Origin of the sequence: Sporomusa acidovorans, assembly GCF_900101845.1 — a bacterium.
Lineage (GTDB): Bacteria > Bacillota > Negativicutes > Sporomusales > Sporomusaceae > Sporomusa > Sporomusa acidovorans.
The window spans coordinates 1-14,816 of the sequence record NZ_FNAM01000061.1 but is presented as its reverse complement, the minus strand read 5'-3'; the positions used below and the strand labels follow the sequence as shown (position 1 = coordinate 14,816).

Genomic DNA, 14,816 nt, shown 5'->3' with positions numbered 1-14,816 from the left:
AGGAGTGCTTATGAGCGACAGGGGAGTGCGGATTCAGATCACAGGCATTGTCCAGGGGGTGGGTTTCCGCCCCTTTGTTTATAACCTGGCCAGGCAGTATGGCATTACAGGCTGGGTATCGAATAATGCCACCGGTGTTACGATAGCAGCGGAAGGCAATCCGGCGGCGCTTACCGGTTTTGTCAAGGATATCACCAGGCAGGCGCCGCCCTTGGCGGCTATCGATTCGCTTACTGTGAAAGAATGCCGGCTGCAAGGCTACACGGATTTTCAAATCAGGGCCAGCGTGGCCGGCTCTGTCAAAACCGTCCTGATTTCACCTGATGTGGCTACTTGTCCGCGCTGCCGGGAGGAACTCCTGAATCCCGCTGACCGTCGTTACCGTTATCCGTTTATCAATTGCACGGATTGCGGCCCCCGCTTTACCATTATTAAGGATATCCCCTATGACCGGCCGTTGACGACAATGCGTAATTTTGCCATGTGTCCGGCTTGCCAGGCCGAATATGACAATCCCGCTGACCGCCGGTTTCATGCGCAGCCTAATGCCTGTCCGGATTGCGGCCCGGTTTACCGGTTGTTGGATAAGGCGGGAACCCCGGTAGAGGCGGGACAAGATGTCTTTGATTTGGCACGCGAGCAGATTGCCGCCGGCCGGATCCTGGCGATCAAAGGCATCGGCGGCTATCATCTTGCTGTCAACGCCCGGGATCAGTCGGCCGTAGCGCGGCTCCGGGCGAGGAAAGTACGGGAAGACAAGCCCTTTGCCGTAATGGCCGGCAGTCTGGCAATATGCAAGTCCCAATGCGCCGTATCGGCTGTTGAGGAACAATTGCTGACCAGCCCGGCCCGACCGATTGTCCTTTTAACCAAAAATGAAGGCTATAATCTGGCGGACAGTATTGCGCCGGGCAATCCCTGCCTTGGTGTTATGCTGCCGTATGCCCCCGCCCATATCCTGTTACTGGCGCCGGCGAATATGTGGGTGATGACCAGCGGCAATGTAAGCGATGAGCCTATTGCCTATCAGGATGAGGATGCGCTGGCGCGGCTGGGTGCGATTGCCGATTATTTTCTAGTTCACAACCGGGAGATTTATTGCCGGGCTGATGATTCGGTGGTCAGGGTGGTTTTCAATAAGCCGTATTACCTGCGACGCAGCCGGGGCTATGTGCCCGCACCGGTCAGTTTGGCCCGTGAACTGCCGTCTGTTCTCGCCGTCGGCGGAGAACTAAAAAACACCTTTTGCCTGACGCGGGGCAGACAGGCTTTCCTCAGTGCGCATATCGGCGATTTGGAGAATATGCCCACTTATCAGTCTTATGTGGCAGCTATTGCGCATTTGCAGAAATTGCTGGCTATTGAGCCCCAGGTGGTCGCCTGTGATCAGCATCCTGAATATCTGTCAACCAAGTTTGCGCAAGAAACAGGGCTGCCCATAGTGTCCGTCCAGCACCATCATGCCCATATTGCGGCGGTAATGGCCGAACATCAACTGACAGGCCCGGTTATCGGCCTTGCTTTTGACGGTACAGGCTATGGCCCGGACGGCGCCCTCTGGGGCGGCGAGTTTCTGGTTGCCGATTTACGGGAATACCGGCGGGCCGGACACTTAGCCTATCTGCCGCTGCCGGGCGGAGCGCAGGCTGTGCGTCAGCCCTGGCGGATTGCAGTCTGTCTGCTGAAAGAATTATATGGAGAAAGTTTTCTCGACCACGCCCTGCCCTTGACCGCTCAACTGCCTGCCAACTGGCAGTTAGTTGTCACAGCGGCCGAAAAGAAAATTAATACGCCGCGAGCGTCGGGAGCGGGTCGGTTGTTTGATGCTGCCGCTGCGTTGTTGGGAATTCGTCAGAGTATTCACTATGAAGGGCAGGCGGCGATTGAACTGGAAATGGCGGCACAGGGAAGGGTAGGCCGGATACTGGCCTATGATCTTACAGCAGTGGCCGGAACCTGGATTTTGGATTTCAAACCGGTATTTGCCGGATTGTGTCAGGCAATGGAGCAAGGGGCAGCTGTACCGCAGTTAGCTGCCGACTTTCATACCACCCTGGCCGCCGCAGCCTGTGAACTGACACGTAAGATCAGCAAAGCCACAGGGATTAAGGAAATCGTTCTCAGTGGCGGCGTTTTTCAGAATATGACCTTACTTACGCAAGTTATCAGAATGCTCGCGCAACATAAACTTGTCCCGTATCTTCACCGGCAGACCCCGCCTAACGACGGTGGTCTGGCCTTGGGGCAGGCGGTAATTGCCGGGGAAAGGAGCCGATGAGCAATGTGTTTGGCTGTTCCGGCCAAAATTATTGAACGCAGTGAGTTTATGGGGACGGTTGACATCAGCGGCGTAACCCGCCAGGTTAGTCTGATGCTGCTGCCGGATGCTGCAGTGGGGGACTATGTGCTTGTTCACGCCGGTTTTGCCATTCAGACCATAGATGAAGCAGAGGCGTTGAAGACGCTGGAATTGTTTAAGGAGCTGGAGTGCTATGAAACTGACAGCTGAGGAAACGGCGTGGGCGGCGCATGGTTTTACCCGGGAGATTGCCAGGCTGGCAGAGCGCCCGGTAAGGATTATGGAGGTGTGCGGCACCCATACAGTGTCCATTTTCCGTAACGGCATCCGGCAGCTGCTGCCGGCAAATGTTGAATTGGTCAGCGGCCCCGGTTGTCCGGTGTGCGTTACGCCTAACGAATATCTCGATACGGCCATTGCTTTTAGCCAGCGGCCTGATACCATCCTGGCCACGTTCGGCGATATGCTGAAAGTGCCGGGATCCCATTCGACGCTGCTGGCCCAAAAAGCGCAGGGGGCCGATATCCGGATTGTGTATTCGCCGTTGGACAGCCTGACCATAGCCAGGGAACGGCCGGATAAGGACGTAGTTTTTCTGGCTGTGGGGTTTGAGACCACGGCGCCTACGGCCGCCGCCACCCTCTTGCAGGCAGAACGGTTGAAATTGACTAATTTTTTTCTGTTGCCGGCCCACAAACTGGTACCGCCGGCCCTCAGGGCACTTCTGTCGGCACCGGATATCCGGGTAGACGGTTTTTTGCTGCCAGGCCATACGGCGGCTATCAGCGGTCTTGAACCTTACCGGTTTGTTGCGGCAGAGTATCATAAGCCGGCGGTTGTGACCGGCTTTGAGGCCCTGGATATTCTCCAGGGAATTTATATGCTGCTGACCCAGATAGCCTGCGGCCACGCCGAAATTGGCAATCAATACCGGCGGGTGGTCAAACCGGCGGGGAATGTTGCCGCTGTCAGCATTCTCCGGCAGGTGTACCAGCCGGTAACGACCGTATGGCGGGGGCTGGGCGCAATAGAAGACTCGGGCCTTGCCATAAGGCCCGAGTTCGATAGGTTTGATGCCGGGACGCAGCTGCCGCTGCCGGCCGTGGTAACGCAGGAGCCGGCCGGGTGCCGCTGCGGCGAAGTGTTATGCGGGCGGATTCGTCCGGAAGCCTGTCCGCATTTTGGCGGCAACTGCACGCCGGAGCACCCGGTGGGGGCCTGTATGGTGTCGGTAGAGGGGGCTTGCGCCGCCTGGTATAAATATGGTCAAGGACGGTGGAATTATGCATGACCAGGAAGAACGCATTTTGCTGGGGCACGGCAGCGGCGGGCGTTTAAGCCATGATCTGATCGAGAATATTATGGTAGCCGCCTTCGCCAATCCGGCTCTGGCAGAACTGCACGATGGCGCACGCCTCGGTATTGGGGGGACCAAGCTGGCGTTTGCCACAGACAGCTACGTGGTCAAGCCGCGTTTTTTCCCGGGCGGTGATATTGGCAAGCTGGCCGTCTGCGGCACAGTCAACGATTTGGCCATGTGCGGGGCCGCGCCTTTATATTTGAGTGCCGGCTTTATTCTGGAAGAAGGTTTGCCTGTTGACGAGCTCCGGCGGATTGTAGCTTCCATGAGTACCATGGCGCAGACTGCCGGTGTCGCCATTGTTACCGGCGATACCAAGGTAGTGGAAAAAGGGGCGGTTGACGGCATCTATATCAATACCGCCGGCATTGGGGCGCTGCTGCCGCAGGCTGATATTACGGCCAAACGGGTTAAGCCGGACCAGGTAGTCATTGTCAGCGGTTATCTCGGCGACCACGCCATTGCTGTCATGGGTGAGCGGCATGGCTTAACCTTGCCGCAGCAAATTATCAGCGACTGTGCTCCCTTGAATAAGCTAATCCAGACATTATTGGCCGCAGTGCCGGCCGTTAGCATGCTGCGGGACCCCACCCGGGGCGGGCTGGCAACAACCCTTAATGAAATTGCGGCAGATGCCGGGGTTGGTATTTTACTGGATGAAAGCGCCATACCGGTGAGGCCGGAAGTACAGGCTGTTTGTGAATTATTGGGATTTGATCCTTTATATCTTGCCAATGAAGGAAAAGTGGTTGTTTTTGTCGAAAGAGAGTATAGTAAAAAGGTTCTGACAATTATGCGACAGTACCCGGTGAGCAACGCAGCGCGGATTATTGGTACGGTGACCGCCAAGCCGGCCGGCCAGGTAGCGCTCAGAACAACGATTGGCGGCTTGCGTCTGCTGGATATGTTAACCGGCGAGCAGTTGCCGCGAATCTGTTAACATTTTTTTAAAAGTTTATCATAATTATTATAGTGGGACAGACACAGGTCTGACCCTGGGGGAGGTTAACGCTGTGCAACTTGATTACGGATTAAAATTGGAAACAACACAAAAGTTAATTATGACTCCCCAGCTACGTCAGGCTATCGCCATTCTTCAACTTCCGGCAACGGAACTGGCGGAACTGGTGGAAAAGGAACTGTTGGAGAATCCCGTACTTGAGACTGTCAGTGAGGGCGGTGACGAGCCGGTTATGGCGCCTGAACCGGAACCTTCGCCGCGCGACGACGACAGTCCAATGGAAGCCGATGGCTGGATGGAGTACTTGTTGAACGGAACGCGTACGGCCAGTGGTATGCAGCAGGAAAATCCGGAGCGTACGGAGCGGCGGGAAATTGCCGATGCGGCTACCGTTTCCTTGCAAGATTATCTGGAAATGCAATTACATTTTTCCGTATTTACAGCCAGGCATCTGAGGATCGGCAAATACCTGATCGGCAGTATTGACGATAACGGCTATTTATGCGGGACGGTAGCCGAGGTGGCAGCGAGGCTAAAAGTAGCGGAAGCCGATGTAGCCTCTGTACTAAAGATGATTCAGACTTTTGATCCCCCCGGAGTGGGAGCCGGCAGCCTGCAGGAATGTTTGCTCATTCAGCTAGCTATGAAGCCGGAAAAGGATACCCCGGTTTATAAACTGGCGGCTGCTGTTATTGAAGATCATCTCGCCCAGATTGCTTCCGGCCGTTACCGGCAAATTGCCGATGCGCTGCACTGTACGATGCATGAAGTTCAGCAGGCGGTTGATATCATCCGCACACTTGATCCCAAGCCTGGACGAGCCTTTGGCGGCAGTCAGCCGGGATATATTGTTCCTGATATAATTGTGGAGCGGCTCAACAACGAGTACGTCATTCAGATCAATGATAACTATGTGCCGCAACTCTCAATCAATTCTTATTACCGGCAAATTGTCCGGGAAGAAGATAATGACGCCCGCAAGTATGTGGAAAGTCGTATCCATGCGGCCGTATGGCTGATAAAAAGTATCGAACAGCGACGGCGCACCCTATATAATGTAACTGAGTCTATTATTCGTTTGCAATCAGGTTTTTTCGAGCAGGGGCCCAGGTTTTTGCGCCCGCTTACCATGAAAAAGGTGGCTGAACAGGTTGGTGTTCACGAATCTACCGTAAGCCGGGCAACAGCCAATAAATATATGGCTACTCCCCATGGGGTATTTGCGATGAATACATTTTTTAGTTCAGGAATTCAAAGTGCCGGCGGGGAAGATGTGTCTGCCAGCCGGGTAAAACAGGAGATAAAAGAGTTGATTGCAGCCGAAGATCACACTCAGCCGTTAAGCGACCAAGCCTTGAGCGATATTTTGCATAGCAAGGGAATTATGGTTTCCCGGCGGACTGTCGCCAAATACCGGGAAGAGCTTGGCATAGCGGCTTCCAGTAAACGCAAACGGCATTAAAGAAGTAAAATTGCGAGGGTCTCCATTGGGGGAGACCTTCATTTTTTTACATAAAATAACAAAACTTTCATAATTAGTGAAGAGGTTTATTGCCGGGGACGGCGAATACATAATAAGAATTTATGACAGAGGCGGTGAGTGTCTAGTGACACAGCACGGTATTGTTAAATTGTTATGCAATGGCAATGTCATACCGGCCCCTCGCAATTACGAGGATTTTAAATATGCGCTGGAGCATTCAGCCTGCCCAAGCGTAATCCTGTTATTTGGCGATATTAATATTTTGCCGGAACTGCTGGCCCAAGCCCGTGAACACAAAAAACGCGTGCTGGTTCATCTGGATTTGCTGGGCGGTGTAGGTAAGGACAAGGCGGGGATTGTGTTTCTGGCCCGAATGGGAGTGGCGGCCGTTATTACGACCAAACCGCAGTTGGGGAAACTGGCCCGTGATGCGGGAATGCTGGTAATTCATCGCTTGTTTTTAATGGATTCGGAAGCCATTAAAACAGGGGCCAATTTGCTTAAGGGGTATAAACCGGACGCCCTGGAGCTCTTGCCGGCTTCTATTCCTGCCAGTGTGATAACCGAACTGGCCAATATGACCGGTCTTCCCATTTTGGGCGGCGGCCTGATGCATACGCAGGAAGATATTGCCGTAGCTGTACGCAATGGGTTGATGGCGGTGAGTGCCAGTAAACGCGAGCTTTGGTAAAAAGAAAACTCTTGAAATGAGTGAAAATATTAACTTTTTTAAGTATTGAAAAAATAGCAGGAATTATCAAATAATATGAGAATATATTACACTAGAAGAATACAGGGACAGAGATAAAGAAAAGTCCGGGTCTTCACCTAGAACAAAACTTGTCTGCTAGGTGTTGCTTGGGCTTTATTTTTATATCTGAGGTGCTACTATCAAAAAATAAAAAAAGAGGGAGTTGCTGTTATGACCAAAAAGTATGTACTTGCGCTTGATCAGGGAACCACTAGTTCGCGGGCCATTATCTTTGACTCGGAGTCAAACATCATAGCCGTAGCGCAAAAAGAATTTACCCAGATTTTCCCTAAACCAGGCTGGGTAGAGCATAACGCCGATGAAATCTGGAGCTCACAGATTGGGGTTGCCGCCGAGGCAATTGCCAAAGCCGGCATTAGTGCGGCTGACATAGCAGCCATTGGCATCACTAATCAGCGGGAAACTACTGTTGTGTGGGATAAAACGACAGGAAAACCGGTATATAACGCGATTGTCTGGCAATCCCGGCAAACGATGGATATTTGTAATGATCTTAAAGCCAAAGGGCTGGAAGATACGTTCCGCAAGAAAACCGGCCTGGTTGTAGATGCGTATTTCTCAGGTACGAAAGTAAAATGGATTCTGGATAATGTTGAAGGCGCCCGCGCTAAGGCGGAAAAGGGCGATCTCCTGTTTGGCACCATTGATACCTGGCTTATCTGGAAACTGTCGGGCGGCAAAGTCCATGTAACCGACTACTCCAATGCTTCCCGGACGTTACTATACAATATTCGCGAACTAAAATGGGATGAAGAACTGCTGGCTGCCTTGACTGTACCCGCTTCCATGCTGCCGCAGGTTCGCCCTTCCAGCGAGGTATACGGCAACACCGATTCCACAGTATTCTTAGGTGCCTCGGTGCCAATTGCCGGCGCGGCCGGCGACCAGCAAGCAGCGTTGTTCGGTCAAACCTGCTTTAAGCCCGGTATGGCAAAAAATACGTATGGCACCGGCTGCTTTATGCTGATGAATACCGGCGACAAAGTCTACGAATCGAAAAACGGCCTATTGACCACTATTGCCTGGGGACTTGGCGGCAAGGTAGAGTACGCGCTGGAAGGCAGTATTTTTGTAGCCGGTTCGGCTATTCAATGGCTGCGCGACGGCCTGAAACTGATTGATGCTGCGCCTGATTCGGAGTATATTGCCAAAAAGGTTAACGACTCTGAGGGTGTGTATGTTGTTCCGGCCTTTGTGGGGTTGGGTGCGCCCTACTGGAATATGACGGCCCGCGGTGCCATTCTGGGTCTGACCCGGGGTACGACGAAAGCCCATATTGTCCGGGCTACCCTTGATTCGATGGCTTATCAGACCAAAGACGTGCTGAGCGCGATGGAGGCCGATTCCGATATAAAACTGCAGGCCCTCAAGGTTGACGGCGGCGCTGTTATTAATAATATTCTCATGCAGTTCCAGGCCGACATTCTGGGTGTGCCTGTTGACCGTCCGCAAGTGACGGAGACTACGGCTCTGGGGGCGGCTTATTTGGCCGGCTTGGCTGTTGGCGTATGGACCAATAAAGAGGATCTGGTTCAGAACTGGAAACTGGATACCCGTTTCAGCCCTAAAATGCCGGCTGAAGAGAGCGGCAAATTCTATAAAGGCTGGCAAAAAGCAGTTAAACGCTCTATGGATTGGGAAGACTAAGCACCAACAGCCGCTAATCTTCTTATAATAGTATAAAGCCGGACTTAGAGATGAAGAGAAGTCCCTGTTATGCCGGTTAGCCGGCATAGGGACTTCTCTGTGCATTTTGCGCCTGATAAATCTTCTCCGGGCATAAAAATTTCCCTCAAAAAGCAGGAATTTCTAGGTGACTGCCGAATACAAAAAAAGGCGATAGGAAAACTATCTGGTTTTTTTATCTTCCGGTGGGACATAATATGGTTATGCGGGACATAAATTAGCCCGGGGAGATCGGTTAGTATGGAAAGATTTATTCAGCTACAGCGCAAACTTGCGCCGGAACTTATACAAACCATTGAAGCACGCTACAATCTCCTGCGCCATATTCAGCATGCTCAGCCGATAGGCCGCCGGGCCTTGGCCGCTATGCTGGATGTAGGTGAACGCGGAGTCAGGGCTCAGGTAGACTGGCTAAAAAACGCCGGACTTGTCGAGTTTTCACAGTTAGGCATTAGTGTGACGGCGGAAGGGCAGGCATTATTGCCTGATTTAGCCGAATATGTCCGGCTGCTCCATGACTTGGTCGGCCTTGAGGATGAACTGGCAGAGCGGCTCAATCTTAAAAAAGTGGTTATCATTCCCGGCGACAGTGAAGCCGACATTGCGGTGCGCCGCGAACTTGGCCGGGCTGCCGCAGGTGTACTTGGTGAATACTTGGGAGATAATATGATTGTCGCCGTAAGCGGTGGCTCAACCATGGCCAAGGTAGCGGCAGCGATTCATTTTACACTGCCCACAACCACGGTAGTACCGGCACGTGGCGGTCTGGGCGAGATCGTGGAATATCAGGCCAACACCATTGCCGCCGTTATGGCCAATAAGCTGGGCGGCCGTTATCGTCTACTGCATATTCCTGACGGGGTAAATGAAGAGACGCTGGAAGCCATATTGGCCGGAGATGCCAATCTAAAAGCGGTGGCCGACATGATTAAAGAGGCCGACATCCTGGTTCACGGGATTGGCGAGGCGGCTGAAATGGCAGGGCGGCGTGGTGTGGCAGCCTCTACTATTGCCGAGATTGAGCAGGCTGGGGCTGTTGGCGAAGCACTGGGGCAATATTGCGCTTTGCCGGGAAAAGTTGTGTATGTTACGAGCAGTATTGGTTTACGACTGGATGACTTGGCCGGAATAGGTACAGTAATTGCAGTCGCCGGGGGCAAGGCCAAGGCCAAGGCAATTTTGGCGGTTGCCGGTACAGGCGGGCAGGATGTGCTTATTACTGATGAAGCGGCGGCAAAGGCTATTCAGTTATTAATAAACACTAATAATTTTTAGGAGGCGTTTTCTAATGACAATCAAAGTTGGTATTAATGGTTTTGGTCGTATAGGCAGAAATGTTTTTCGTGCAGCAGTAAACAACCCGCAGTTCGAAATTGTGGCTGTTAATGATCTGACTGATGCCAAAACCCTGGCGCATCTTTTAAAATATGATTCTGTGCATGGCACTATGCCTGCCGAAGTGAAAGCGGTTGACGGCGGTATTGAAGTAAATGGCCGACTTGTTAAGGTACTTGCCGAAAAAGATCCGGCACAACTGCCCTGGAAGGCGATGGGGGTCGATATTGTCGTTGAATCGACCGGTCGTTTCACGGAAAAGGATAAGGCGATGGCCCATGTGGCGGCAGGCGCCAAAAAAGTAATTATCTCCGCACCGGGAAAAAATGAAGATATTACCATTGTTATGGGTGTTAACCAGGCTAAATACGATCCGGCCAAACATCAAATTATCTCCAATGCATCCTGTACCACTAACTGCCTGGCTCCTTTTGCCAAAGTGCTTCAGGAAAAATTCGGGATTAAATCCGGTTTAATGACGACCGTTCATGCCTATACAAATGACCAAAATATTCTTGATCTACCTCATAAAGATCTCCGTCGGGCCCGCGCTGCCGGTGTGTCGATTATTCCGACGACAACCGGCGCGGCCAAAGCAGTAGCGCTTGTTTTGCCGGAGTTAAAAGGCAAACTGAATGGCTTTGCCCTGCGGGTGCCTACGCCGAATGTATCGATTACCGACCTTGTCGCCCAACTGGAAAAACCGGCTACTGTGGACACCGTCAATGCCGCCCTTAAAGAGGCAGCTAACGGTGAACTCAAAGGAATTATGGCCTTTTCCGAAGAACCGCTTGTTTCCAAAGACTACAACGGCAATGCCCACTCTTCCATCGTCGATGGTTTGTCGACAATGATGGTGGGTGACGATTTGGTTAAGGTTGTTTCCTGGTATGACAATGAATGGGGCTATTCCAACCGGGTTGTTGACCTTATTGACTTTATTATCAGTAAGGGTCTGTAAGATTATGAATAGGAGAAGCAATCCTGCTTTCAGGTTGCTTCTCTTATACCACACCTGCTGAAAATGGAGGGAATGGTTATGAATAAGCAAAGTTTAAACGATATCTGGGTAGCCGGGAAAAAAGTATTTGTCCGGGTTGATTATAACGTACCGATGGATAAAGCCGGCAATATCACAGATGATACCCGCATCCGGGCAACACTTCCCACCCTGGAATTTTTATTGTCCAAAAATGCCGCAGTAATTATTGCCAGTCATCTGGGACGCCCCAAAGGCAAAATTGTGCCTGAATTTTCCCTTAAGCCTGTTGCCCAAAAACTTTCCCAATTACTTTATGGCCGGGAAGTATTATTTGCTGCCGACAGTGTAGGGCCGGAGGCCAGAAAAATGGCGGCCGCGTTGCAGCCCGGCCAACTGCTGATGCTGGAAAATCTGCGTTTTAATCCTGAAGAAGAAAAAAATGATCCTGAGTTTGCCAAGCAACTGGCAAGCTTGGCCGATATCATGGTAAACGATGCATTTGGCGTGTCCCACCGGGCTCATGCCTCGGTACATGGGATCACTAAGTATATACCGGCCGTATCCGGATTTTTGATGGATAAAGAACTGCTGTTTTTAGGCCAGGCCGTTTCCGATCCGGTTCGTCCGTTTGTCGCCATAATCGGCGGCGCCAAAGTTTCCGATAAAATTGGCGTCATCGAGAATCTGCTAAATAAGGTGGATACGCTTATTATTGGCGGCGGGATGGCCAATACCTTCCTGGCTGCCCAAGGCTATCAGACCGGTAAATCACTGGTAGAGGCGGATAAGTTTGCTTTAGCCAAAGAACTGCTGGCAACGGCTCAAAAGAAAGGTGTCAAACTGCTGCTGCCCGCAGATGTGGTGGTAGCCGATAAATTTGCCGCCGATGCGGCGCATAAAACGGTAGCGGTCGACCAAATACCGGCTGAGTGGATGGCGCTTGACCTGGGATCGGCAACGGCGGAAAAATTTGCCGCCGCCTTACAGGGCGCCAAGACAGTCGTATGGAACGGCCCGATGGGCGTATTTGAATTTGATGCTTTTGCCGTCGGTACAGAAGCGGTGGCCAGGGCCGTAGCAGCGTCGGGCGCCAAGAGTATTGTCGGTGGCGGCGATTCGGTGGCTGCCCTGGAAAAACTCAAGCTTGCTGCTAAGATCAGTCATATCTCGACAGGCGGCGGGGCCTCGCTGGAATTCCTGGAAGGAAAAGAACTGCCGGGTGTTGCCGCCCTGGCAGACAAATAAGTATAAGGGAGTGGAGAATATGCGCAAACCCATCATTGCCGGTAACTGGAAAATGCATAAGACCGCCGGGGAAGGCGCCAAACTAGTGCAGGAATTGAACGCTCTCACGCGCACAGTAACCGCTGTGGAGATTGTTGTTTGTCCTCCCTTTACGGCTTTAACGGCCGTAGCCGCTGCTGTAGCCGGAACCAATATCGGCTTAGGTGCTCAAAATATGCATTGGGAAGACAAAGGGGCTTTCACCGGGGAAATTGCCCCGGGAATGCTGAAAGACATCGGCTGCACCCATGTAATTATCGGTCATTCCGAGCGCCGTCAGTATTTTGCGGAGACAGATCAAACCGTCAACAAGAAGCTCAAAGCCGCGTTTACAGCCGGGCTGAAACCCATTATGTGTGTTGGCGAAACGCTTGCTGAACGCGAAGCCAAGGCAACAGAACAGGTTGTCGGGGCCCAGGTAAAAGGCGCTCTGGAAGGCCTTAACGCCGAACAGGTGGCCGGATTGGTTATCGCTTACGAGCCGGTATGGGCCATCGGTACCGGCCGCACCGCATCGGCGGAGGACGCTAATGCGGTATGCGCCTTTATCCGCCGTACGGTTGGCGAATTGTTTGGTTCAGCCAGCGCTGAGAGCGTCCGTATCCAATATGGCGGCAGCGTTAAGCCGGACAACGTGGCCGAACTTATGGCGAAACCGGATATTGACGGCGCGCTGGTCGGCGGGGCAAGCCTGGAAGCCGATTCTTTCAGCAAGCTGGTTAAGTTTAAATAATCACGAGGAGAAAAAAGTGAAACTATCAACGCCTATCGCCCTTGTTATTCTTGACGGCTGGGGAATTGGCCGTGAAGATGACGAGTTCAACTCTATCGCCAGAGCTGATACGCCGCATATGAAATTACTGTCGGAATTGTATCCGGTGACCAAGCTTGCCTGCTCAGGTGAAGCGGTTGGTTTGCCTGACGGGCAAATGGGAAATTCGGAAGTCGGCCATTTAAATATTGGCGCCGGCCGTATTATCTATCAGGAACTTACCCGCATCAGCAAAGCCATCAAGGACGGCGATTTTTTCACCAATACGGTACTGTCCGAGATCTGTGAACAAACCAAAAAATCAAACGGGGCGCTGCATCTGATGGGCCTATTGTCTGATGGCGGTGTTCACAGCCATATCACCCATGTGTACGCGTTACTGGAATTAGCCAAACGGCGGGGAATCAAGCAAGTCTATGTCCACGCCTTCCTGGACGGGCGGGATGTGCCGCCAAGCAGCGCGATTGCCTATATTAAAGATCTTGAAACGGCTATGGCAAAAATCGGTGTCGGCAGGATCGCTACCCTGGCCGGACGGTATTATGCCATGGACAGGGATAAACGCTGGGAGCGCACAGGCAAGGAATATCAGGCCCTTGTTAACTGTCAGGGCCAGCAAGCCGCTAGCGCAGTCGCTGCGGTTGAAGCTTCCTACCGGCAGGGAAAAACCGACGAGTTTGTCGAGCCTGCTATTATAACGACCGCTGAGTATGCTGGGTTAAAGCCCAATGATGGCGTCATTTTCTTTAATTTCCGTCCCGACCGGGGCCGTCAGCTTACCCGGGCGCTGACTGATGCCGACTTTGACGGCTTCGAACGTTCAGCCGGATATTTTCCTTTGCACTTTGCGACGATGACCCAATATGATGAGTCGTTCAATGTGCCGGTTGCTTTTCCGCCAACCCATCCGGCCAATACGCTGGGCGAGGTAGTGAGCAAGGCGGGCTTTACCCAACTGCGTATTGCCGAAACCGAAAAATATGCCCATGTTACCTATTTTCTAAATGGCGGCGAAGAACAGCCCTTTGCCGGCGAAGACCGGCTGCTGATTCCTTCACCTAAAGTAGCCACGTATGATCTGCAGCCGGAAATGAGTGCGCTGGCAGTGACCGACAAGGTTGTCGAGGCCATTCACTCAGGCAGATATGACTTCATCATTCTTAATTATGCCAACGGCGACATGGTTGGCCACACCGGTATATTTGACGCTGCCTTGCAGGCGGTGGCGACTGTTGATCAGTGCGTCGGCCGCCTGGTCAGTGCCATGCGCGATTGCGGCGGTATTACCCTGATTACCGCTGATCACGGCAATGCCGAACTGATGCGTGATCCGGTGACAGGCGAACCCTTTACCGCTCACACGACCAATGCGGTGCCGCTGATTTTAGTGTCGGAGGCCCACAAAGGACGTAAACTGCGGGCAGGAATCCTGGCCGATGTTGCGCCAACCATTCTGGAATTGGCCGGCATTGCCCAGCCTGCCGAGATGACGGGAAAAAGCCTGTTGAAAGCTTGAGTTTGACTGGCTGAAGTCCGAGCTTATTGGATGATTGTACTGCGAAAAGTTAATTTATGACCTTGTTATCACTGTTGCTGTAAATTTTAAATCGGCTACAGCCACATCTTTTCCTATTACGTATATATGTCGCTGCATCTCCAAGCTACTTACCCCTAAAATTAATGATCTAATTATTACTCGTCTGTTAAAAGGACAGACTAACCCCTTGAGGTGGTGTTGTAGGAAATGACGTAGCTACCTGCTTGATTGTTTCCTTGGTTTTTCTGGCTAGATAGGTAATGAATTGCTGGAAATTATGCCCGATTATTTTGAGACCAACTACAGCGCTGACCTTATGCTTACCACGAACTGCTAGTTTGCCAA

The 14,816-nt window shown here is 52.1% G+C and carries 12 protein-coding genes; all 12 read left to right on the top strand.

Annotation, left to right across the window (positions count from 1 at the left end; all coding sequences use genetic code 11):
- Window positions 1-10: 10 nt before the first annotated feature.
- The 12 genes from hypF (at window position 11) to gpmI (ending at window position 14,450) form a co-directional block, all read left to right on the top strand.
- The gene (gene hypF / locus BLR65_RS25540; protein WP_093797149.1) at window positions 11-2,278 is read left to right on the top strand and encodes a carbamoyltransferase HypF; all 2,268 of its coding nucleotides are present in this window, start codon (window positions 11-13) and stop codon (window positions 2,276-2,278) included.
- A gap of 3 nt (window positions 2,279-2,281) precedes the next feature.
- Window positions 2,282-2,509: a HypC/HybG/HupF family hydrogenase formation chaperone gene (locus BLR65_RS25535; RefSeq protein WP_093797147.1), complete on the top strand. Its 228-nt coding sequence runs from the start codon at window positions 2,282-2,284 to the stop codon at window positions 2,507-2,509.
- The gene (gene hypD / locus BLR65_RS25530; protein ID WP_093797145.1) at window positions 2,493-3,590 is read left to right on the top strand and encodes a hydrogenase formation protein HypD; all 1,098 of its coding nucleotides are present in this window, start codon (window positions 2,493-2,495) and stop codon (window positions 3,588-3,590) included. The genes BLR65_RS25535 and hypD overlap by 17 nt, the downstream gene beginning before the upstream one ends.
- Window positions 3,562-4,599, top strand: coding sequence for a hydrogenase expression/formation protein HypE (hypE, locus tag BLR65_RS25525; RefSeq protein WP_245693049.1), 1,038 nt, complete (start codon window positions 3,562-3,564; stop codon window positions 4,597-4,599). Before hypD ends, hypE begins: the two co-directional genes overlap by 29 nt.
- Window positions 4,600-4,672: 73 nt before the next feature.
- Window positions 4,673-6,082, top strand: a complete 1,410-nt coding sequence (gene rpoN, locus BLR65_RS25520; protein ID WP_245693048.1) for an RNA polymerase factor sigma-54 — start codon at window positions 4,673-4,675, stop codon at window positions 6,080-6,082.
- Between the two features lie 145 nt (window positions 6,083-6,227).
- A complete protein-coding gene (locus BLR65_RS25515; protein WP_245693047.1) occupies window positions 6,228-6,794 on the top strand; it encodes a glycerol-3-phosphate responsive antiterminator in 567 nt (188 codons plus the stop codon).
- Between the two features lie 231 nt (window positions 6,795-7,025).
- Window positions 7,026-8,522 (top strand): glycerol kinase GlpK, encoded by a 1,497-nt coding sequence (glpK, locus tag BLR65_RS25510; protein WP_093797143.1) that lies wholly within the window; start codon window positions 7,026-7,028, stop codon window positions 8,520-8,522.
- 279 nt (window positions 8,523-8,801) lie between these two features.
- Window positions 8,802-9,836 carry a sugar-binding transcriptional regulator gene (locus BLR65_RS25505; protein WP_093797141.1) on the top strand — a complete coding sequence of 345 codons (1,035 nt, stop codon included), beginning with the start codon at window positions 8,802-8,804 and terminating at the stop codon, window positions 9,834-9,836.
- 13 nt (window positions 9,837-9,849) lie between these two features.
- The gene (gene gap, locus BLR65_RS25500) at window positions 9,850-10,857 is read left to right on the top strand and encodes a type I glyceraldehyde-3-phosphate dehydrogenase (RefSeq protein ID WP_093797139.1); all 1,008 of its coding nucleotides are present in this window, start codon (window positions 9,850-9,852) and stop codon (window positions 10,855-10,857) included.
- Window positions 10,858-10,935: 78 nt separating this feature from the next.
- A complete protein-coding gene (locus BLR65_RS25495) occupies window positions 10,936-12,123 on the top strand; it encodes a phosphoglycerate kinase (RefSeq protein ID WP_093797137.1) in 1,188 nt (395 codons plus the stop codon).
- 19 nt (window positions 12,124-12,142) lie between these two features.
- Entirely contained in the window at window positions 12,143-12,895 is a 753-nt protein-coding gene (gene tpiA, locus BLR65_RS25490; RefSeq protein ID WP_093797135.1) for a triose-phosphate isomerase, read from the top strand.
- A 16-nt stretch (window positions 12,896-12,911) separates the two neighbouring features.
- Window positions 12,912-14,450, top strand: coding sequence for a 2,3-bisphosphoglycerate-independent phosphoglycerate mutase (gpmI, locus tag BLR65_RS25485; protein ID WP_093797133.1), 1,539 nt, complete (start codon window positions 12,912-12,914; stop codon window positions 14,448-14,450).
- Window positions 14,451-14,816: the final 366 nt, after the last annotated feature.

Bases quoted from the DNA above. Each gene is read 5' to 3' on its own strand.
- BLR65_RS25535 (WP_093797147.1), top strand. From the start codon at position 2,282: ATGTGTTTGGCTGTTCCGGCCAAAATTATTGAACGCAGTGAGTTTATG.
- gap (WP_093797139.1), top strand. From the start codon at position 9,850: ATGACAATCAAAGTTGGTATTAATGGTTTTGGTCGTATAGGCAGAAAT.
- BLR65_RS25495 (WP_093797137.1), top strand. From the start codon at position 10,936: ATGAATAAGCAAAGTTTAAACGATATCTGGGTAGCCGGGAAAAAAGTA.
- hypE (WP_245693049.1), top strand. From the start codon at position 3,562: ATGGTCAAGGACGGTGGAATTATGCATGACCAGGAAGAACGCATTTTG.
- tpiA (WP_093797135.1), top strand. From the start codon at position 12,143: ATGCGCAAACCCATCATTGCCGGTAACTGGAAAATGCATAAGACCGCC.
- hypF (WP_093797149.1), top strand. From the start codon at position 11: ATGAGCGACAGGGGAGTGCGGATTCAGATCACAGGCATTGTCCAGGGG.
- hypD (WP_093797145.1), top strand. From the start codon at position 2,493: ATGAAACTGACAGCTGAGGAAACGGCGTGGGCGGCGCATGGTTTTACC.
- BLR65_RS25505 (WP_093797141.1), top strand. From the start codon at position 8,802: ATGGAAAGATTTATTCAGCTACAGCGCAAACTTGCGCCGGAACTTATA.
- glpK (WP_093797143.1), top strand. From the start codon at position 7,026: ATGACCAAAAAGTATGTACTTGCGCTTGATCAGGGAACCACTAGTTCG.